Origin of the sequence: Rahnella sp. NRRL B-41462 (assembly GCF_003263525.1) — a bacterium.
In the GTDB taxonomy this organism is placed as follows: domain Bacteria; phylum Pseudomonadota; class Gammaproteobacteria; order Enterobacterales; family Enterobacteriaceae; genus Rahnella; species Rahnella aceris.
This window is the reverse complement of record NZ_JYDF01000016.1, coordinates 49,636-69,487: the sequence shown is the minus strand read 5'-3', so window position 1 is coordinate 69,487 and position 19,852 is coordinate 49,636. Positions and strand designations below refer to the sequence as shown.

The 19,852-nt window shown below is 48.1% G+C and carries 15 protein-coding genes; 6 read left to right on the top strand and 9 right to left on the bottom strand.

From position 1 onward, the window contains the following. Positions 1-43: 43 nt before the first annotated feature. Positions 44-1,084 (bottom strand): NAD(P)-dependent alcohol dehydrogenase, encoded by a 1,041-nt coding sequence (locus tag UC14_RS05850; protein ID WP_112197370.1) that lies wholly within the window; start codon positions 1,082-1,084, stop codon positions 44-46. Positions 1,085-1,389: 305 nt separating this feature from the next. Here UC14_RS05850 and UC14_RS05845 point away from each other — a divergent pair, with 305 nt between their 5' ends. Further along, complete coding sequence (locus tag UC14_RS05845; RefSeq protein ID WP_013573976.1) at positions 1,390-2,325, top strand: AraC family transcriptional regulator; 936 nt, start codon at positions 1,390-1,392, stop codon at positions 2,323-2,325. 9 nt (positions 2,326-2,334) lie between these two features. On the opposite strand, the gene UC14_RS05840 is transcribed toward UC14_RS05845, so the two are convergent. From UC14_RS05840 to UC14_RS05820, 5 genes are all read right to left on the bottom strand, one after another. Then, on the bottom strand, positions 2,335-2,994 hold the full coding sequence (locus UC14_RS05840) for a DedA family protein (RefSeq protein ID WP_013573977.1): 660 nt from the start codon (positions 2,992-2,994) through the stop codon (positions 2,335-2,337). Between the two features lie 216 nt (positions 2,995-3,210). Further along, complete coding sequence (gene metC / locus UC14_RS05835) at positions 3,211-4,404, bottom strand: cystathionine beta-lyase (protein ID WP_112197369.1); 1,194 nt, start codon at positions 4,402-4,404, stop codon at positions 3,211-3,213. 179 nt (positions 4,405-4,583) lie between these two features. Continuing rightward, positions 4,584-5,876: a TRAP transporter large permease gene (locus UC14_RS05830; protein ID WP_013573979.1), complete on the bottom strand. Its 1,293-nt coding sequence runs from the start codon at positions 5,874-5,876 to the stop codon at positions 4,584-4,586. 12 nt (positions 5,877-5,888) lie between these two features. Further along, positions 5,889-6,401 carry a TRAP transporter small permease gene (locus UC14_RS05825; RefSeq protein ID WP_013573980.1) on the bottom strand — a complete coding sequence of 171 codons (513 nt, stop codon included), beginning with the start codon at positions 6,399-6,401 and terminating at the stop codon, positions 5,889-5,891. A gap of 56 nt (positions 6,402-6,457) precedes the next feature. Continuing rightward, positions 6,458-7,435, bottom strand: coding sequence for a TRAP transporter substrate-binding protein (locus UC14_RS05820; protein ID WP_013573981.1), 978 nt, complete (start codon positions 7,433-7,435; stop codon positions 6,458-6,460). A 522-nt stretch (positions 7,436-7,957) separates the two neighbouring features. On the opposite strand from UC14_RS05820, the gene exbB reads away from it, so the two are divergent. Together exbB and exbD are read left to right on the top strand one after the other, a co-directional pair. Then, on the top strand, positions 7,958-8,878 hold the full coding sequence (exbB, locus tag UC14_RS05815) for a tol-pal system-associated acyl-CoA thioesterase (RefSeq protein ID WP_191996295.1): 921 nt from the start codon (positions 7,958-7,960) through the stop codon (positions 8,876-8,878). 9 nt (positions 8,879-8,887) lie between these two features. Beyond that, a complete protein-coding gene (gene exbD, locus UC14_RS05810) occupies positions 8,888-9,322 on the top strand; it encodes a TonB system transport protein ExbD (protein WP_013573983.1) in 435 nt (144 codons plus the stop codon). 221 nt (positions 9,323-9,543) lie between these two features. Here exbD and UC14_RS05805 read toward each other — a convergent pair whose 3' ends face one another. The 3 genes from UC14_RS05805 to garD all read right to left on the bottom strand — a co-directional run bounded on the left by UC14_RS05805 (position 9,544) and on the right by garD (position 16,101). Further along, entirely contained in the window at positions 9,544-11,370 is a 1,827-nt protein-coding gene (locus UC14_RS05805) for a hypothetical protein (protein WP_112197368.1), read from the bottom strand. Next, positions 11,367-13,883, bottom strand: a complete 2,517-nt coding sequence (locus tag UC14_RS05800; RefSeq protein ID WP_112197367.1) for an AAA family ATPase — start codon at positions 13,881-13,883, stop codon at positions 11,367-11,369. Before UC14_RS05800 ends, UC14_RS05805 begins: the two co-directional genes overlap by 4 nt. A gap of 646 nt (positions 13,884-14,529) precedes the next feature. Then, the gene (gene garD / locus UC14_RS05795; RefSeq protein WP_013573984.1) at positions 14,530-16,101 is read right to left on the bottom strand and encodes a galactarate dehydratase; all 1,572 of its coding nucleotides are present in this window, start codon (positions 16,099-16,101) and stop codon (positions 14,530-14,532) included. Between the two features lie 551 nt (positions 16,102-16,652). Here garD and UC14_RS05790 point away from each other — a divergent pair. From UC14_RS05790 to garR, 3 genes are read left to right on the top strand one after another with little or no spacing between them, the layout of a single operon-like run. Continuing rightward, positions 16,653-17,996 (top strand): MFS transporter, encoded by a 1,344-nt coding sequence (locus UC14_RS05790; RefSeq protein ID WP_015689387.1) that lies wholly within the window; start codon positions 16,653-16,655, stop codon positions 17,994-17,996. A 60-nt stretch (positions 17,997-18,056) separates the two neighbouring features. Then, positions 18,057-18,827, top strand: coding sequence for a 2-dehydro-3-deoxyglucarate aldolase (garL, locus tag UC14_RS05785; RefSeq protein ID WP_013573986.1), 771 nt, complete (start codon positions 18,057-18,059; stop codon positions 18,825-18,827). Further along, positions 18,811-19,749 carry a 2-hydroxy-3-oxopropionate reductase gene (gene garR / locus UC14_RS05780; RefSeq protein ID WP_255563054.1) on the top strand — a complete coding sequence of 313 codons (939 nt, stop codon included), beginning with the start codon at positions 18,811-18,813 and terminating at the stop codon, positions 19,747-19,749. Before garL ends, garR begins: the two co-directional genes overlap by 17 nt. Positions 19,750-19,852: the final 103 nt, after the last annotated feature.

Genomic DNA, 19,852 nt, shown 5'->3' with positions numbered 1-19,852 from the left:
GCATCTTGCTGAGCAGGCTACTTATTTTAAGTGTAAAAAATACCTAAGCATGCATATCCAGTACCACGCGGTAGCGCGCTTTCCCTTCATGCAGATGTTCCACCGCGTCATTGATTTTACTCAGCGGGAAGTGCTCAACCTGCGGGGTAATGCCATGACGGGCGCAGAACGCCAGCATGTCGGCAAGACGGGAAGGGGCACCGGTCGGTGAACCGGAAATTTCTGCCTGTTTGCTGATAAGCGCCATCACATGCAGCGGTACGGCTTCGGGCACCACACCCACAAAGTGCAGACGGCCTTTGGGTGCCAGCGCGCCGAGAATGGCGTCCCAGTCCAGCGAGGCATTGGCTGTCACCATAATAAAGTCCAGCTGACCGGCGATTTTCTTCAGTTCTTCGCTGTCTCGGGTGGCGATAACGCGGTGCGCGCCAAGTGAAATCGCTTCGTCACGTTTAGCCAGTGATGACGTAAAGGCGGTGACTTCGCAGCCCCATGCATTCAGGAAGCGCAGCGCCATATGACCTAAACCGCCGATACCAATCACACCGACGCGGTGAGTTGGCAGTACGCTAAACTGCAGCAGCGGGTTGAAGACGGTGATACCGCCACAGAACAGCGGACCGGCGCTGGTGATATCCACGCCTTCCGGCAGCGGGATCGCCCACGCCCAGTGGCTGCGGATGCGGTCAGCGAAGCCGCCGTGATGGCCGATGATGGTGGCTTCCACGTCATGACAAAGGTGCTGATCGCCGGACATACAAGGATGGCAATGCATGCAACTGCCACGGTTCCAGCCCACGCCGACAATCTGGCCGACTTTCAGTCCTTTGTTCTGCGCATGATTACCTATTTTGACGATTTTACCGACCACTTCATGGCCTGGTACGAACGGATACTGCGTGATACCCCAGTCGTTATTGAGCATAGACAGATCTGAATGACAGACGCCGCAGTAATCAATCGCGACTTCAATTTCTTCATCGCCAATCGGACCTGCGTCGAAAGCAAATGCTTCCAGTGGCTGGTTCGGGCCGGCAGCGGCCCAGGCGTTAAAGGTGTTTTCAGCAGCAACAGGTGCAGACATACAATCCTCCGAACTTTCGGGTTAGACAAATAATGAATTGAAATAAGAAGTTATCAGAAAAATGAATCGGCGAACGAAGGTCGCTCACGATCAGCGAATGAAAAGTGCGTTCATACAGACTAGCAGTTCATCGCGTTTATGCAGGTGTGTCCCCCTGCGGAAGGCGACATTAACTGTAAGAGAAAATGCGCAACAGGATGATGCCCATTTCTGCGAGAGTCTTGCCTGATTCTGCTTCTCTCTGTAGGAACGTAGGGTGTTATGGCAAAATCAATGTCAGTTTAATGAATGTGTGGAGCGGAATGATGGAAAACGTGAACAGCCTGTGCACCCGCATGGCAGCCAGAGTCGCCCGGCTCAGCGGAGATAAAAACCTGACGCCGTCGGCGGTACCGCAGGTGACGCTGATGTACACCACGCGTTACCATCCGCGCCAGCCGGTTTTGTACAATCCCGGCATCGTGATCCTTTTTCAGGGACGCAAAGTCGGTTATCTGGGCAAGAAAACCTTTTCCTACGATCCGCACAATTATCTGATGCTGACCGTGCCGTTGCCTTTCGAATGTGAAACGTTCAGCAGCCCCGAAGAGCCGCTGGCCGGTATCCAGATCAGTATTGATAACCTGATGTTGCAGGATTTACTGATGGATATGGGCGACGAAAGCGTGGTGCGTCAGAAAGAACCTTCAACCGGTATCAACTCCGGCGTGCTGGATGGCGATATTCTGTGTGCCACAGAGCGTCTGCTGGATGTGATGGATAAACCGCTGCATGCCCGCATTCTTGGGCCGAAGATTATCCGCGAAATCCTGTTCTTTGTTCTGACCAGCGAAAATGGCGGGGCGTTACAGGCGCTGGTCAACCGTCATACCCATTTCAGCCAGATTGCTAAATCCCTGCGCCGGATTGAAGCGCAGTACGCCGACAATCTTAGTGTGGAAGCGCTGGCCAGCGAAGTGAACATGAGTATTTCTGCGTTTCACCATAACTTCAAAGCCGTGACCAGCACGTCGCCGCTGCAGTATCTGAAAACCTATCGTCTGCATCGTGCGCGTACGCTGATGATTTTTGATGGTGTGAAAGCCAGTGTGGCGGCACTGCAGGTCGGGTATGAAAGCGCGTCACAATTCAGTCGTGAATTTAAGCGCTATTTTGGCGTCACGCCGAGTGATGAGATGGCACGTCTGCGCGAAGGGAGTTCCGGTGTGCTGGCGTTAGCCGATGTGGCATTTAAAGCCTGAACCGCGTGTTCAGGCCCGGCATTTGCGTTTCTTCCACACCACCACCAGTCCGCCAGCCAGCCCCATCACCAGCAACAGAACCGGTAAAATCATCAGCCCCGCCATAACCTGATCTTCATGGCGTTTAACCACCGGAATGTGGCTCAGCGCAAAACCGATGGTGATTACTCCGCCGACCCACAAAATGGCGCTCAGCCAGTTGAAGAACTGGAAGCGGGCGTTGTTCAGACCGGAGATGCCCGCCATCGTCGGCAGCAGGGTGCGGATAAACGCCAGAAAACGGCCCACCAGTAAAGCCATCAGCCCGTGTTGGGTAAACATCTGATGTGCGCGCTGATGATAATGCGCCGGAAGCTGTAACAGCCAGCCTTTTACCAAGCGGGTATGTCCGAGCCAGCGCCCCTGAATATAGCTCAGCCAGCAGCCCAGGCTGGCAGCGGTCACCAGGATAATCAGGGTCGGGAAGAAGCTCATGACGCCTTTGGCGATAAGCGCGCCGGTCAGCAGCAATAAGCTGTCGCCGGGCAGGAAAGCGGCGGGAAGCAGCCCGTTTTCGAGAAAAAGCGTGGCGAACAGAACAGCGTAAATAACCCAGAGAAGTTTCGGGTCGGCGAGCATAATAAAATCATGTCGCCAGAGCGCATGAAAAATGTCGCAAATAACTGCCATATTCTGTCCTGTTTCTGTTCATTAAAAACTGTCACTTGCCAGTGTACCGCGATTTGCGCCGGAAGACGTTGATCTGAGGACACTGTGAAAAAGACAGAATGCTCCGGCGTAAATTTACCGGAGCTAAAAGTAGAGCTTACAGATTATTCTCATTTTGCGAACGAAAATACGTCACACACCTTACCGATCTGCGCGGTGTGTCGCAATCTGTGCGGTTCAGGATGTCGCAATCCGTTCAAAGGCTGTTGAAAGATCGGCGATCAGGTCGTCACAATTTTCCAGCCCGATATGCAACCGCACCAGAGTACCGCTGAAATCCACGGTTTCTGCCGGACGTATCGCCTGAATTTCTTCCGGCTGATTGGCTAAAACCAGTGATTCAAAACCGCCCCAGGAATAGGCCATGCTGAAATGTGCGAAGTGATCGAGATAGTCGGAAAGTTGCTGTTTGCTCAGGCGCTGTTTCAGCACGAAAGAGAACAGGCCGCAACTGCCGGTGAAATCACGTTTCCAGAATTCATGGCCTTTGCTGCCGGGTAATGCCGGGTGGTTGACCACCGCCACTTCCGGCCGCTCTGCCAGCCACCGCGCAATGCGGAGACTACTTTCTGCATGCTGTTTCAGCCGCACGCCCATAGTGCGTAAACCGCGGCTGGCGACATACGCGGTATCAGCATCGACCATCTGGCCCATCAGATATGAGTGTTCCCGCAGTTGCTCCCAGCAACGTTCATTAGAAACGGCGGTGCCAATCATCGCATCAGAATGACCGACGATATATTTGGTGCCTGCCTGAATCGAAATATCGATATCGAATTCCAGCGCTTTAAACAGAATGCCCGCCGCCCATGTGTTGTCGATCATGATGACGACGTCCGGATTCACGGCCCGCACGGCTTTCACCATCGCCGGAATGTCCGGGACTTCCAGGGTGATCGAACCCGGCGATTCCAGGAACACCACTCTGGTGTTGGGTTGCATCAGCGAGCCTAACCCCGCGCCGATATTGGCCGGAAAATAGGTGGTGGATACGCCGAGTTTTTTCAGCACTTTTTCGCAGAAATCCTGCGTCGGTTCGTAGGCTGAACCGGCCACCAGAATGTGGTCGCCGCTGCTGACAAATGAGAGTACGGCGTTACTGACTGCCGCCGCGCCACAAGGATACAGCGCGCAACCTGCGCCGCCTTCCAGCTCCACCATCGCTTCCTGGAATGAGAAATGCGTCAGGGTGCCACGACGACCGTAAAATAGTTCGCCGTTGGCGCGGTTAGCGGTGGCGTGTTTTTTATCTGCCACGGTTTCAAACACCAGCGATGAGGCGCGCTGGATCACGGCATTCACTGAACCCTGCGTGAATTTCTTGTCCCGTCCGGCGCTGACCAGCGCGGTTTCAATTTTCTTAGACGACATAATCCGTATTTCACCCTGTTTTATAGCGCGGTGCTCTCTGCATCCGCCGATATGTCATTAACTTAACATGATGAATTTCAGGGATCAGGCTTTTGGCGGGTGGATGAGAAAATTTCAGCAGCACGGCCAAAAAAAAAGCCCGTCGTCACGACGGGCAAGGGAGAAACGAGTTTTGGGCATCAGCCGGTATAAACGCCAAACAGTTTGGGCAGGAACAGCGAAATGGTCGGAATATAGGTCACCAGCATCAGCACCACGAACAGCACGCAGTAGAACGGCAGCATGGCTTTCACCACTTTTTCGATGCTCTGTTTACTCACCGCGCTGGCCACAAACAGCACCGAGCCGACCGGCGGGGTGATCAGGCCAATCCCCAGATTCACCAGCATGATCATGCCGAAATGCACCGGGTCGATGCCGAGCGATAACACCACCGGCAACAGCACCGGCGTCAGGATCAGGATGATCGGCGCCATGTCCATCAGTGTGCCGATCACCAGCAGCATGATGTTGATCCACATAAGGATCACGTACTTGTTGTCAGAGATCGAGGTGAAGAATTCGGTGATGCGCATCGGCAACTGCATGTAAGTCATGACTGCGCCAAAACTGGCGGCAAACCCTATCAGGATCATCACGATGCTGACGGTTTTCACCGTGCGATACATCAGTTTCGGTAGTTCGCTCCACTTGTAATCGCGGTAGATAAACATGGTGACGAAGAATGACCACAAACACGCGATCGCTGCGGATTCCGTCGCGGTAAATATTCCGCTGAGAATGCCGCCCATGATGATCACGATGGTCATCAGCCCCCACAGCGTGTCGATAAAAATCTTCAGCGCCTGGCGGAACGGCACGCGCTCACCTTTCGGGTAACCGCGTTTGTGAGCAAACACCACGCACATCACCATCAGCGTCAGGCTGAGCAGTAAACCGGGCAAAATACCGGCGATGAACAGCGCGGCAATCGACACCGTACCGCCGGTCGCCAGCGAGTAAATCACCGAGTTGTGGCTGGGTGGCGTCAGGATCGCCTGTACCGAGCCGCTGGCGGTGACCGCCGCCGCAAAGTCACGCGGATAACCTTTCTTCTCCATTTCCGGGATCATCACCGACCCGATCGATGCGGTATCCGCCACGGAAGAACCGGAGATCGCGCCAAAAAAGGTTGAGGCCACAATGTTCACCAGCGACAGCCCGCCGCGGATAAACCCGACAAAGATGTAGGCAAAACTGACCAGCCGGCGGGCGATCCCTCCTTCGGCCATGATCGCGCCTGCCAGAATAAAGAACGGGATCGCCAGCAGTGAAAATTTGTTCACGCCGTTGGTCAGTTGGATCATCAGCGCTTCAAACGGCAGGTCAATCCACCAGGCTCCTGCCAGCGCGCTCAGCCCGACGGCGTAAGCGACCGGCACGCCAATCGCCAGCATCACTGCCAGCGTTAACAACAAGATTAATGCATCCATAACAGGCTCCGGTCAGGCGTCAGAATTGCCCAGCATCACCACAGGCCGCTGATGTTGCGGGCCGGCAATGATCTGCTCAATGATGAATAACAACGTCAGTGCAGAACCTATAGGTAGCGGCAGATAGGTCTGTCCGGCGGTCAGCAGCGGGAATTCCGCCACCGGCTGTTGCCAGAGTTCACTGCACAATTGCAGGCTGTACCAGAAAATAAACACGCTGATGGCCAGCATCATCAGGTCAGCCAACAGGGCAGAGAATTTTTTCAGCGCAGGTGGCAGGCGGTCAGTGACCATCGCAACGACGATGTGTGAACCAGCGCGGTAACTGACAGCGGCTCCGATAAAGGTGAACGTCACCATGCACATAATCGCGATCGGCTCCGGCCACGACAGGGCGCTGTTCATCACGTAACGGGCAAAGATCCCAACCGGGATCACCGCCACCATCAGCAGCAACGCGATGCCCGCGATCCACATCGCGCAGCGGTAAAGAATGTCCATCAGGGTGTGATAACTCGAAACCATAAATCCCCCGGCGAAAGATCAGAAAGAAGCAGCCCGCAGGCTGCCGGTGTCAGGGTTTACTTCACGTCAGCGATTTGCTGCATCAGATCCTGATGGTCTTTGCCGAATTCATCGCGCACGGATTGCGTGGCTTTGACATACGTCGCGGGGTCAATCTCATAGAATTTCACGCCGCCCGCTTTCATCGTGGCGAGGGCTTTCTCGTTATAGGCTTTCCACAGTTCGCGCTGTTCGTCCTGTGCTTCTTTCGCCAGTTTGAGGATTAACTGCTGGTCTTCCGGTTTCAGTTTGTCCCATTTCACTTTTGAATACAGGAACAGCTCCGGGATGATGAAATGGCGGCTGTAGGTGTAGTTTTTCACTACCGGCAGGTAGTTATGGGCGACAAAGGTTGGCGGGTTGTTTTCGGTGCCGTCAATGACGCCGGTCTGCATGCCGCTGAACACTTCACTGACGCCCATCGCCACCGGATTGGCACCCATCGCTTTCAGCGTTGCCAGCGCAATCGGACTGCCCTGTACGCGGATTTTCATGCCGTGCAAATCTTCCGGTTTCACCACCGGTTTTTTGGTGATCAGGTTACGCGTCCCGCCATCCATCCAGCCGAGAAAAACCAGTCGCGAATTCGGATTGTTGGTGATTTTATCGCCGATTTCTTTACCGATCTGACCGTCGAGCACTTTGTGCATATGGTCTTCGTCGCGGAAAATATAGGGCAGGGTGAAGACATTAATTTCTGGCAAAATCGAAGCAACCGGCGTCATCGACACACGGATGATATCCAGCGCACCGAGCTGCGCCTGTTCAATTTCCTGCTTTTCATCTCCCAGCACGCCGCCCGGAAACGTTTTAATTTCGAGGCGTCCGTCTGTTTGCTTTTGCAGTTTTTCGCCCATGTGCTGGACGGCGACCACGTTGGGATAGCCTTGCGGATGCACGTCGGCGGCTTTCAGCGTTTGTGCTGACACGCCATGCGTAAATAAGAGGGTCGCGGAACTCAGGCAAAGGCTGAGAAGTGCTTTTTGCATTTTCATCAGTTTGTCTCCAGGGTACTCGGTAAGGGAAAGATAAATGTGAACAAGTATCGAACAGGACGGGCGCAGAGGCGTTGCCGGTTCATTTTGAAAAATGTCTGAATAAGCTTTTAAATGATAGGGATGCATGACGTGCCGGTGTGAGGTCTTCGCCAGTGAATGCACTTTATCCTATTTTTTGTTGTGCGGTATTTGAGCGTTATCACAAACTCGTAACAAATGTAAAAAGCTGTTGCTTAATATTTAAAACGTTGTTTTAACTTGAGTAATGAAGCTCAGATGATTGATTTACTGTGTGATTTTTTTTGAAAGTGTGACGGAGGTTAAATTGTTCAACCTTTGTACAAACAGGAAAAACCTTGTCATCTGTCAATGACACGTCGGGCGGCAGGCGGGACAATGTAAATAATAATGAGAACGACTATCAATTAGGCCTTTTTCTTTGATATCATTCGGCGTTATTCATTCCTTCTACACACTGATTCTGGCTGGAGGCGACGCGTGAAAACGGCTCGCAATAAGATGAAAGAGGCGACCTCATTACTGATGTCGTTAATGTTGGTTGCTGGTCTGAGCGGCAACGCGATGGCTGCACCTGCGACGCCGGCGGGACAAGCCGTCAATTCTGCAGCAACTCAACCTGCAACGGCTGACGCACCGGCGACCGGTGACGCAACGCCAGCTCCGGTGATGCAACCCGCGCCAGCAGAGACGGCACCCGTGATCCCAACCGATTTGTCTGTTATGGGCATGTACCATCACGCTGATGTGGTGGTGAAGACCGTCATGATCGGTCTGCTGCTGGCTTCTGTGGTCACCTGGGCATTGTTATTTAGCAAGGGTGCGGAAGTCTTCACGGGCAAACGCCGTATGCGCCGTGAATTTGATGCGTTGTCCTCCGTTCGTACGCTGGACGAAGCCGCCGAGCAGGCTGAAAGTTTCGCTGCCAGCAGCATCAGCGCGCAGATGATACGCGATGCGCAGAACGAGCTGGAACTGTCTGCCGGATCGACTGACAACAACGGCATTAAAGAGCGTACCGGTTTTCGCCTTGAGCGCCGCGTCAGCGCCGCGGGTCGTTACATGGGCCGTGGCAACGGTATTCTGGCGACCATCGGAGCAATCTCTCCCTTCGTCGGCCTGTTCGGTACCGTATGGGGCATCATGAACAGCTTCATCGGTATCGCACAGACGCAGACTACCAATCTGGCGGTCGTCGCACCGGGTATCGCCGAAGCCTTACTGGCCACGGCTGTGGGTCTGGTTGCAGCCATCCCTGCGGTGGTCATCTACAATATTTTCGCCCGTACCATCACCTCTTACCGTCATCAGGTAGGCGATGTGGCGGCGCAGATTATCCTGTTACAGGGCCGTGATTTGGATCTGGCTGCCAGCGAAGGCAATGCGCCACGCGGTCAGACAGGTCAGTTACGCGTAGGGTAAGAACAGATTATGGCTATTCGGTTAAACGACGATATCGACGAAAGTGGTGAAATGCATGACATCAACGTCACGCCTTTTATCGACGTCATGCTGGTATTGCTGATCATCTTCATGGTGGCGGCACCGCTGGCCACCGTTGATGTGCGGGTGGATTTACCGGCTTCGACGGCAAAACAGCAGCCGCGTCCGGAGAAACCGATTTTCCTGTCGGTGAAAGCTGACAAGCAACTGTTCCTCGGCGACACGCCCGTGAACAGCGATAATATGACCGCGATGCTGGATCAGCGTACTCAGGGTAACAAGCAGAGTACGATTTTCTTCCGCGCGGACAAAAGTGTCGATTACGAAACGCTGATGAGCGTGATGGATAACTTGCGTAAAGCCGGTTACCTGAAAGTCGGGCTGGTGGGTGCAGAACAAACCGGTGCCGCTGCGGCGCAGTAAGTTGTGAATCAAATCAGACGCACAAAAAAGGCCAGCATTGCTGGCCTTTCGTTTATCTGATTTGATGTTATTTAATACATATAAATATATTCTAAGGTTTTATGCATATATTTTAAATGTTTTGAATAGCTTCTGAAGCAGATAATAGATTGAACTATGCATTTTCTCTATTAAACTAAATTAATCAATTCTTCCTTATATAAATAATAGGGAGTATAGGACTATATTATATAGTTTGAGAAACTGTTCATGGTGTTTTTCAGTCCGATAAGGTGGTTCTTGAGTAGTTCTGTTTCTCTCGTATGAAATACTAGCGCTGTTGATTGCGGTAACACGGGGTACTTTCCCGTGATGCAATGTCTAGGTGATACTGTTCTCAGCAAGTTTCCATTTTTTTCATGAGCAAAAAGAATGATAAGCATATCTACAGGTGACATTAAAAGACGTCCATCATTACCAACACAATGAATGTTCAGTAGGTATTTATTAGTTAGTGAGTTTATATCATATTCTTTGATAGTATTAAGGTCTTTAAATTTAGAGTCAAGGATTAATGTAAATGGTCGACCCCATTTTTTTGAGTAAATTTTAACAATGAAGTCTGGGCAGTAATGATGTTTCCCATATCTACTTGAACCATAGGTATTACTTGTATCAATGAAATCACCAGGTTGACTACTAGAACTATATGGATATATTTTGGCCTCGTATAACAACTCAATCTGATATTCATTACTAGAAAATAAAAAATGGTTATTGATAACCCCAGAAGGTCTTTCTTTATCTACACCACCGAAAGGTAAGTCTTCCGCATGATAGCGGTAGTTTTGCATGCTAACATTTACTTCAAAAACTTCCTGAATTATTTTATGTAATATCAGAAGGGAAGTTAGTTCATATATAATGGAAAGGTTCTTAAGGCCTAGAAGCATTTTGTTATTGTTGAATTTTGGTGCGTGAGATTTGTAATATTTTTCAATATGCTGGAATGCATTTCTATAGTGTGTTTTTTTTGCAACATACGATGTGATTTTAGGAAGGAATACACCTCTTACTTTGGAAGGGATAATCTTTAAATATATTTTTCTAAGACCTCTAACTCTATTTATTAGCTTCTCAATTTCTTTTATCTTAACATCGAGTGCTATTCTTGAAAATTTAGACATAGTATGGTCAAAGCGGACATATTCGGTATCAAAAATGCTGGCTTCAATAAAATTATTGATTTTATATTCATTTATTAGATCAAATAAAAATAATTCTGACTGCATTAAAAACGTATTGATCACTCTATTTTCAAAAACATCTGTATCTTTAGTGATAATCTCTTTAGGCTGTTTTTCAAAGTAATATCCTCTGTTATTGAAGTAAATGTTTACATCATTATGAGAGGCAGGGGAAAGTTTATCTAAATTTGTTAATGCCCAATAAATGGAATCAGGTCCAGTAGGTTGACCTTGCTCTGATAGAGTCATATCTGAATTTAGAATATACTTGTTATCTCTAGAAAAATTAATAATAGAATCACTAAAAAAATCAGCTGCATTACTAATTGCATCTAATTTGTTAAATTTATAACCTTCAGTCCCTGAAAGATCAGCGCCATTTTTGCTACGAGAGAAGCAAATAGCAACTGCATCTACTAAATTATCGGTCAAAAAGCCTAACATTTCATTAGCCATATTAGCATTTTCTTTTCTTGCTAGTATATCAAATGTTGCAGTTACAGCTGAATCATATTCATTATCAAAAAATAATGTCACCTCACTTTCACCAAAAAAATTATAAAAGTATTTCGATTTATGCGAAGTTATAGGTTCGCTAGATGTAAAGGTGAATTCATTATTAGTTATGTTTTCGGCAATCATTAATAATGGTATATCACCCACAACAATCGTTGGTGCCCCTTTCGTAGAAAATTCTTCAGAGCTCAGCCGAACCGTAAAAAGCAATCGGTCAACCTCTCTAATTTGAATTCTATCACCCTGATTAATATCAAAGCAGACCGAATTATCTAATTCGTTTATATAAACTTGCCACTGAATCATAAGTTATTCCCGTAGCTATGCATATTTTGATTACCATGACTCAAAATTCTTTTTAGCATCTTTTGAGACTTATCCATTTCATCTGGTAATGTGAGTAACAGTGCCTCAAGTCTCTTACCGAAATTTTGTCCATAGCCATTTAATAGTGGGATTATATGTTGGCTCACCGCGTAATCTAGAGCCAAATGGCGACTTTCCATTGACATCAATGGCCCTGCGACATTGTAATATGCTCTTATTGCTTTAATTTTCCTATAGGAAATAATTACGGGCATGCCATACTCAGAGCGGTCATCTCGTAAGATTAAAATTATTGATTGAAGGGTTTTCTCAATGTCTGGTGGAACTTCCAAACTGCTTGGACTGAAAATTTCAATAAACTTTCTACCACTCATAGCTTCAGGATTGAATTCAGAAATAATTTCAGAACCAAGAATGCTCAAATCATAATTCAATTCAAAATCATCAAAACTGATAATAGCAGCTCGATCAAGCAATCGTGGGGTTAAGGATTGTACTGACTCATCCTGATTAATTGTCCCTAAAAATCTTAAATATTCTGGTAATTTTAAGTAAGGTTGTTCTGGGTTACCTGTTGTCAATATTCTTTTAGATTCAGGATCCGCCATTTCTAAGAATGGACTAAAATAGTGTTCTGGTTGAGATAGATTGAATTCGTCTAAAAGAATTATGGCTGCTGCGGACTCGATCTCATGCTCTAATTCATAATCAAGCTGTTTTACCAGATCGAATAACCCAGTAGAAGCTGGTGAAAAAGATTGAGACAAAGCATTATAAAAACCTATAACATCTCTGGAGCTTGTCCAACCACGGGCTACGGGAATATTTAAAAATCTATTTTTTAATCCTAAGCAATTCCCCAGCATTTTCGCCAATGAGGTTTTACCTGTTCCTGGTAGGCCACTAAACAAAGTGAATTGACATTGAGATATAGTAGTTAAAATATTAGCTGCGGTAGAATAATCGGTTTTTCGGCCTTGTTTATTTAGAGAGTCGAGAACACTATCAATTAAATCTTCACGAATATCTTCAATATCTGACGAAGAGTAACTCGATTTAATGCCCACATCATAGTCTAGTATCTTATTCTCAGAACGAGGTCTAAGACCGCATAAAGCATCAACATCAGGTTTCAGCTTGACAAGTCGGCTTGTTAGAACCTCATTACTTTCTTTTAATTTTGCAGCTACATCGTCAACTTGCTCTTCCATGCGTTTTTTCTTATCTCTGGCACGATCTCTTTCTTTTTCTAAATTATCTATCTCTTCACTCAAATTATCATATTTTTTTAATGTCTTATGTTTTGCCTCGACACTTTTTATCTCATTAACTAAAATGTCTAGTTTTTCTTTCTCAGAAGTGATTTGAATTTCAATCTTCTTTTTTTGCTCATCAGTGAGATTGGAAATGTTAGTGCCATTATTTACTTCAAATTCATTTCTTTCTCGTGTTTTTTTTCTAATGTCAGCCTCAAGCGACTCTCTCTTATCAGAAAGTTCTTTCAGAAGTTCTTGCTGTTTGTTCGTCTCCTCTTCGATCCTTTTAATATATCCAACTTTTTCATTTCTAAAATACTCATCTCTATTTTCAGATATATAATTTGTAAGAACTTCTTTTCCTTGAGGTGTTGCCAGAAAACTTTGAATAAGATCTGTTCTGGTTTCATCCCATGCATTCGCATTCTCTAGGCATCTAAATAATCTAATAAAGCGTTGTGGAAAGGTTCTGTATTCGTTTGATGATGAGTAGTGTTTTCTTATTTGTGCAATAGTACCTTTGGTGAAATTTCTAATATCAGAGTTTTGCGCGACTTTATTCCCATATGTAGATATTATTTGGTCGTCAGTTATGAAGTCTATTTCTTCATCAATATTTTCAAATACTTTTTTTATGTTTGCTAAAAAAGTAACTCTAAATAATGGGCTTTCAACTATGTATGCAATACACTTTTGAATTCCTATTTTTCCAATATGATATTGTGGTATTTTACTAAGTGGGGTACTAATTGATTTTAAAGATAAAAGATGTTTGTCTGTTTTTTCGTCATAATTATTTACATAATCAAAAGGGCCATAAACAAAGCCATTTTCTCGAATCATTAGCGTTTTAGTTGATGGGCGGTCATTTACAATAATTATTGGGTTGTCGGGCGATGGTAACTCACAATCATATATTTGGCAGGCTTGTAATCCTTTTATTTCCTCACAAGAGCTTGCGCGAGTGACATATTTGCAATCCCCATCCTTCTTTTCAAAGTTTGTTGGTGTGCAAATGACTTCGAATAAATTATTCTTAAATTTTTCCTTTATTTCACTATATCCTCCGGTTACAAAAACTTGTTCAGTCTCGCAAAAAAACTCATTATGGTTTATAGGGAATATATCACCAGTGCTAAATATTTCGAAGTAAACTCTCAGCTTACCAATTTGTTCTTCTCTTTCTGAGCTATAGCCCTTTTCAACGGTACATAACACTCTTCTTTCTTCTAGCATCTTTTTTTCCATTTTTATCAAGAAATTCATATATTACAATGTGTAATAGTCATTGTTTTAATTTTAAATTCAAGTAAAAAAATGTGAAAAGATGATGAAGAACAATAAATTAATTCATTAATATTTAACTTTTTGATTTTAATGATTTTTTCATTCTTTGGAGTGTGCTGTATGCTTGGTATGTTAATAGTAACCAAGTTCAATTATTTCATTTGGTTGTTAATTATTCGAGGTGGTAATTCAATTATACATTTTTAAAATTAATCCATTTTTATATACCTTATTAATAGGGGGGGTGTTTTAATGTTGGTTGGTGATATATTTATCTGTGATGTAACTGCCGTAATAGATTTTTAATTACAATGATGAATTCAACTGGATTTTGGTATGATTTTTAGAAGGTTTATTTTTTAGATGGTGGTTTATGAGTGAGGATGTGACATTGCAGTAAATGTTAGATTATTATGAGTGAAATTGTTGTATTAATATATTAACCATTTCGTTATTTTTGATTGTAACTAGGCTTCTGTATTAACTCATAATGAGTTCTTAGTCATCAGAACTCATTATGAAATGAACGCATAAATATTCGTATACTAAATCCGAGTAAGCGTGCTCTAAATTCAGTTACTTAGCTTAATCGAGATCAGGTCACCGGCGCCGGGTTAAACACCGCCAGCGCATTATGGATGCCCCAGGTGTCTGACCAGGTTTTTTTGCGGCCGCTGGCGATGTCCAGAATGAAGTGGAACAACTCCCAGCCCACATCCTCGATGGTGGCATCACCGGTCGCAATTGTCCCGGCATTGATATCCATCAGATCGTGCCAGCGGTTTGCCAGCGTGGTACGTGTTGCCATTTTAATCACCGGCACGGCAAGCAGGCCGTATGGCGTACCGCGTCCGGTGGTGAATACCTGAACGGTAATACCGGAAGCCAGTTGCTGTGTCCCGCAGACGAAATCGCTGGCCGGTGTGGCGGCGTAAATCAGGCCTTTTTTGGTCGGACGTTGTCCCGGAGACAACACTTCTGAAATCGCACTGGTACCGGATTTAGCAATCGAACCCAGTGCTTTTTCAACCACGTTAGCCAGACCGCCTTTTTTGTTGCCCGGAGACGGGTTGGCGCTGCGGTCGGTCTGTCCCAGCGACAGATAATTATCGTACCAGGCCATTTCTTCCAGCAGACGTTTACCCACGTCGACGTCCGCTGCACGCGGTGTCAGCAGATGGATAGCGTCGCGCACTTCTGTGACTTCTGAAAACATCACTGTTGCACCGCAGCGCACCAGCAAATCCGAAGCGTAACCGACTGCCGGGTTGGCGGTGACACCGGAGAAGGCATCACTGCCGCCGCATTGTGTGCCCACAACCAGATCGGAAGCCGGACAGGTTTCGCGCTGGCGGCGGTTCAGGCGTTCCAGATGAAATTGTGCGACCGTCAGGATATCGTCAACCATCGACTGGAAACCGACATGTTGCTCATCCTGCAAACGCACAATGTGCGTGTCATCGAGTGAAATCGCCTGCACATCCGGCGTGCCTTCCAGCAGGCGCTCGGGTTGCAGCTTCTCACAGCCCAGACCGACCACCATGACTTCGCCGCCAAAGTTCGGGTTCAGCGCCAGATTGTGGATGGTGCGGATCGGGATAATGGCCGCAGGGGCGTTAATCGCCACACCGCAACCGTACAAATGATTCAGTGCCACGACACCGTCGACGTTGGGGAATTTCGGCAGCAAATCACGTTCAATGATTTTCACTACGTAATCCACTACGCCCGCCACGCAGTGCACACTGGTGGTGATTCCCAGCAGATTTTTGGTGCCGACGCTGCCGTCGGCATTGCGGTAGCCTTCAAAGGTATAGCCTTCGAGTGGTGGCAGCGCGGGTGGCACACGGGTGGCCAGCGGCAGGCTGTAAAGTTCAGGGGCGACCGGTAATTCCACCAGGGATTCATCAATCCAGCTGCCCTGCGCGATATCCCGTACGGCATAACCAATGACTTCTCCGTAACGAATAATATCGCCGCCTTTAGCAATGGGTTCTAACGCCACTTTATGGCCTTGCGGAATATGCTCAATTAATTCCAGACCGTTCGCAAATCGGGTGCCGGCTTTTAAGCCGTTGTCATTCACAATAATCGCCACGTTATCGCTTTCATGAACTTTAATAAAAAGCGCTTCGGTAGCGTGTTCTTTATCTTTATTACGTGACATAACTGTCTCCGCGTTTATTAAACATCCCGGAACAAAAAATTCCGGTAAATTATCTGAAGTTGACGCTCAATAATGTTCTTGTAAACATGCTCTGGTAATACAGGGTATGGCATCCATTATAAGGCAGTCTTCCGGCAACCTCATTGTGCAACTGACCAGCTTTTTGCCCGATGAACGTCATTCTGTGTGGCAGGTGACAGAATAAATGTGATGTAAATCACCCTTTGATTTGAGCGGTTATCGGTTCCGCACAATCTGTGATTCTCCTCCCACACCGATGTGTGGATGCAAAAGAATAGTCACAATCAACGGGGCTATTCTTGGGCGAATGCACAGTGTTATTTCGTGGCCTCCTTTTTATACTGTATTGGCCCTCTGAAGGTGACGTTGAAAGTAATACAGGTAAATTTCAGGCGATCATAAATAAAGTGTTTATTGCCTGTTTCGAATTAAGACGCTGTACGGCGAATAACCACAGGTGAACGAAAAACGTTATTTCAATAACGGTGAGCTCCCTGAAAAATTTTCGCATTATGACAATGAGGGTCACCATGAACATTCAATCTCAGTCCGGGACAATCGCGCAAAGTAAGGTACGGACCCATATCCGTTACTATATTTTGCTGATTATCTTTTTAATCACGGCGGTGAATTACGCTGACCGCGCCACGCTCTCTATCGCGGGAACCGAGGTCGCGCGTGAGCTGGGCCTGGATGCTGCCGACATGGGACAAATATTTGCCGCGTTCGGCTGGGCTTATCTGATTATGCAATTGCCCGGCGGCTGGCTGCTGGACAGATTTGGCTCCAAAAAAGTGTACACCTACAGCCTGTTCTTCTGGTCGCTGTTCACCCTGTTGCAGGGTTTTGTGGGCTGGTTCCCGCTGGCGTACGGCGCACTGACGCTGTTCATGTTGCGTTTCATGCTCGGTTTCTCCGAAGCTCCATCCTTCCCGGCGAACGCCCGTATTGTGGCTGCCTGGTTCCCGACCACTGAACGCGGCACGGCTTCCGCGATTTTTAACTCCGCACAGTATTTCTCACTGGCACTGTTTTCGCCTTTGCTGGGCTGGCTGACTTATGCCTGGGGCTGGGAACATGTTTTCATCGTGATGGGCGTGCTGGGTTTTGTGCTGACGCTGGTGTGGATCAAATTCATTCACAACCCGCCGGAACATCCACATATTTCTAAAAGTGAGCTGGAGTATCTGACAGACGGCGGTGCCGTTGTTGATATCGACCACAAGAAAACGGACAGCGCGAAAAGTGGCCCGAAATGGAGCTACGTTCGTCAGATGCTGAGCAGCCGCATGATGCTTGGGATCTTCTTCGGACAGTATTTCATTAACAGTATTACGTGGTTCTTCCTGACCTGGTTCCCGATTTATCTGGTTCAGGAAAAGGGCATGTCTATTCTTAAAGTGGGGATGATTGCCGCAATTCCTGCGCTGTGTGGTTTTGCGGGCGGTGTGCTGGGTGGCGTGTTCTCAGATTTTCTGATCAGACGCGGCTATTCGCTGACCGTGGCGCGTAAAATTCCTATCGTGCTGGGCATGTTATTAGCCACCAGCATCATTTTGTGTAACTACACGGACAATAACGTACTGGTCGTCACCCTGATGGCGCTGGCGTTCTTCGGTAAAGGCTTCGGAGCGCTCGGCTGGCCAGTGATTGCGGATACTGCGCCAAAAGAAGTCATCGGTCTGTGCGGCGGCATCTTCAACGTGTTCGGTAACGTGGCCTCCATCGTGACGCCGCTGGTGATCGGCTACATCGTGAAAGGTCTGCATTCTTTCAATATGGCATTAATTTTTGTGGGCTGTTCAGCACTGATGGCGATGCTTTGCTATCTGCTGGTGGTCGGCGATATCAAACGTCTGGAACTTAAGAAATAGTAAATTGCGATGCGGGGTAATCCGGGCATCCCGGCTCTGCCCCCTTTTATGAGGTCAGATATGAGTAATCAAATGATTCCAAACCGGTTCCGCCAGGACTTATTGCAAGGGAAAACCCTGATTGGCTGTTGGTCAGCATTATCCAGCCCGATCTCAACCGAAGTGCTTGGCCTCGCAGGTTTTGACTGGCTGCTGCTCGACGGCGAACACGCGCCAAACGATGTTAGCACTTTTGTGCCGCAGCTGATGGCGCTGAAAGGCAGCCGCAGCGCGCCGGTAGTTCGTCCGCAATTCAACGATCCGGTGGTGATTAAACGTCTGCTGGATATCGGTTTCTACAATTTCCTGGTGCCGTTTGTGGAAACACAGGAACAGGCTGAGCTGGCCGTTGCTTCTACCCGTTATCCGCCTGCCGGGATCCGCGGCGTTTCCGTTTCCCACCGCAGCAACATGTTCGGCACCGTGCCGGATTACTTCAACAGCATCAATGACAACATCGCGGTGATGGTGCAAATCGAAAGCCAGCAGGGCGTCGATAATCTGGACGCGATTGCTGCCGTTGATGGCATCGATGGCATTTTCGTCGGCCCGAGTGATCTGGCCGCAGGCATGGGGCATCTGGGCAACGCCGGACACCCGGACGTGCAGGCCGCTATCCGTCACATTTTTGCGCGTGCAAAAGCGCATGGCAAACCGAGCGGTATTCTGGCACCGGTTGAAGCGGATGCGCGCCGTTATCTGGAGTGGGGAGCGACCTTCGTGGCTGTCGGCAGTGATTTAGGCGTTTTCCGTGCAGGCACACAGGCGCTGTGCGATCGCTTCACCCAGTGATCCGCTCTCATTACATCAATATAAAGAGGATACCCGAATGAAAATTGGCTTTATTGGTTTAGGCATCATGGGCAAGCCTATGAGCAAAAACCTGCTGAAAGCAGGTTACGAGCTGGTCGTTATGGACCGCAATCAGGATACCGTCGGCGAGATTGTCCAACTCGGCGCGACAGCCGCAGACACACCAAAAGCGGTGGCTGCGGTTTCTGATGTGATCATCACCATGCTGCCAAACTCGCCGCAGGTGAGAGACGTGGCGCTGGGCGAAAATGGTCTGATTGAAGGCGCTCGTCCGGGCACCATTTTCATCGACATGAGTTCTATCGCGCCGCTGGCAAGTCGTGAAATCAGTGAGGCGCTGGCCGCTAAACAAATCGCGATGCTCGATGCGCCGGTCTCCGGTGGTGAACCAAAAGCCATCGACGGCACCATGTCCGTGATGGTGGGTGGCGACAAAGCTGTGTTTGATAAATGCTATGAAATCATGAAATCCATGGCGGGTTCGGTGGTGCATACCGGTGATATTGGTGCGGGCAACGTGACCAAGCTGGCGAACCAGGTGATTGTGGCGCTGAACATTGCGGCGATGTCAGAAGCACTGGTGCTGGCAACCAAAGCGGGCGTGGATCCGGATCTGGTTTTCCAGGCAATTCGTGGTGGTCTGGCAGGCAGTACCGTGCTGGAAGCGAAAGCGCCGATGGTGATGGATCGCAACTTCAAACCGGGCTTCCGTATTGATTTACACATCAAAGATTTAGCGAACGCACTGGACACCTCACACAGCGTCGGCGCACAACTGCCTCTGACCTCGCTGGTCATGGAAATGATGCAGGCATTGAAAGCGGATGGTCATGGGCAATCTGACCATAGCGCTATTGCACGCTATTATGAAACCTTAGCGAAGGTTGAAGTTACCCGTTAGTCTGCGGCGGACGCGCGGCGCTGAATGAACACGGCCGGCGCGCGGCCCTTCAGGCAGGATGCAAAACTGACAGGACGCTTTTCCACATCGGCGCGTGCAGTTT

What these genes read in the sequence shown, in the direction of transcription:
- exbB (WP_191996295.1), top strand. Translation starts at nt 7,958, where the DNA reads ATGAAAGAGGCGACCTCATTACTGATGTCGTTAATGTTGGTTGCTGGT.
- exbD (WP_013573983.1), top strand. Translation starts at nt 8,888, where the DNA reads ATGGCTATTCGGTTAAACGACGATATCGACGAAAGTGGTGAAATGCAT.
- UC14_RS05850 (WP_112197370.1), bottom strand. Translation starts at nt 1,084, where the DNA reads ATGTCTGCACCTGTTGCTGCTGAAAACACCTTTAACGCCTGGGCCGCT.
- UC14_RS05840 (WP_013573977.1), bottom strand. Translation starts at nt 2,994, where the DNA reads ATGGCAGTTATTTGCGACATTTTTCATGCGCTCTGGCGACATGATTTT.
- metC (WP_112197369.1), bottom strand. Translation starts at nt 4,404, where the DNA reads ATGTCGTCTAAGAAAATTGAAACCGCGCTGGTCAGCGCCGGACGGGAC.
- UC14_RS05805 (WP_112197368.1), bottom strand. Translation starts at nt 11,370, where the DNA reads ATGATTCAGTGGCAAGTTTATATAAACGAATTAGATAATTCGGTCTGC.
- garD (WP_013573984.1), bottom strand. Translation starts at nt 16,101, where the DNA reads ATGTCACGTAATAAAGATAAAGAACACGCTACCGAAGCGCTTTTTATT.
- UC14_RS05825 (WP_013573980.1), bottom strand. Translation starts at nt 6,401, where the DNA reads ATGGTTTCGAGTTATCACACCCTGATGGACATTCTTTACCGCTGCGCG.
- UC14_RS05790 (WP_015689387.1), top strand. Translation starts at nt 16,653, where the DNA reads ATGAACATTCAATCTCAGTCCGGGACAATCGCGCAAAGTAAGGTACGG.
- UC14_RS05845 (WP_013573976.1), top strand. Translation starts at nt 1,390, where the DNA reads ATGGAAAACGTGAACAGCCTGTGCACCCGCATGGCAGCCAGAGTCGCC.
- garL (WP_013573986.1), top strand. Translation starts at nt 18,057, where the DNA reads ATGAGTAATCAAATGATTCCAAACCGGTTCCGCCAGGACTTATTGCAA.
- UC14_RS05830 (WP_013573979.1), bottom strand. Translation starts at nt 5,876, where the DNA reads ATGGATGCATTAATCTTGTTGTTAACGCTGGCAGTGATGCTGGCGATT.
- UC14_RS05820 (WP_013573981.1), bottom strand. Translation starts at nt 7,435, where the DNA reads ATGAAAATGCAAAAAGCACTTCTCAGCCTTTGCCTGAGTTCCGCGACC.
- UC14_RS05800 (WP_112197367.1), bottom strand. Translation starts at nt 13,883, where the DNA reads ATGCTAGAAGAAAGAAGAGTGTTATGTACCGTTGAAAAGGGCTATAGC.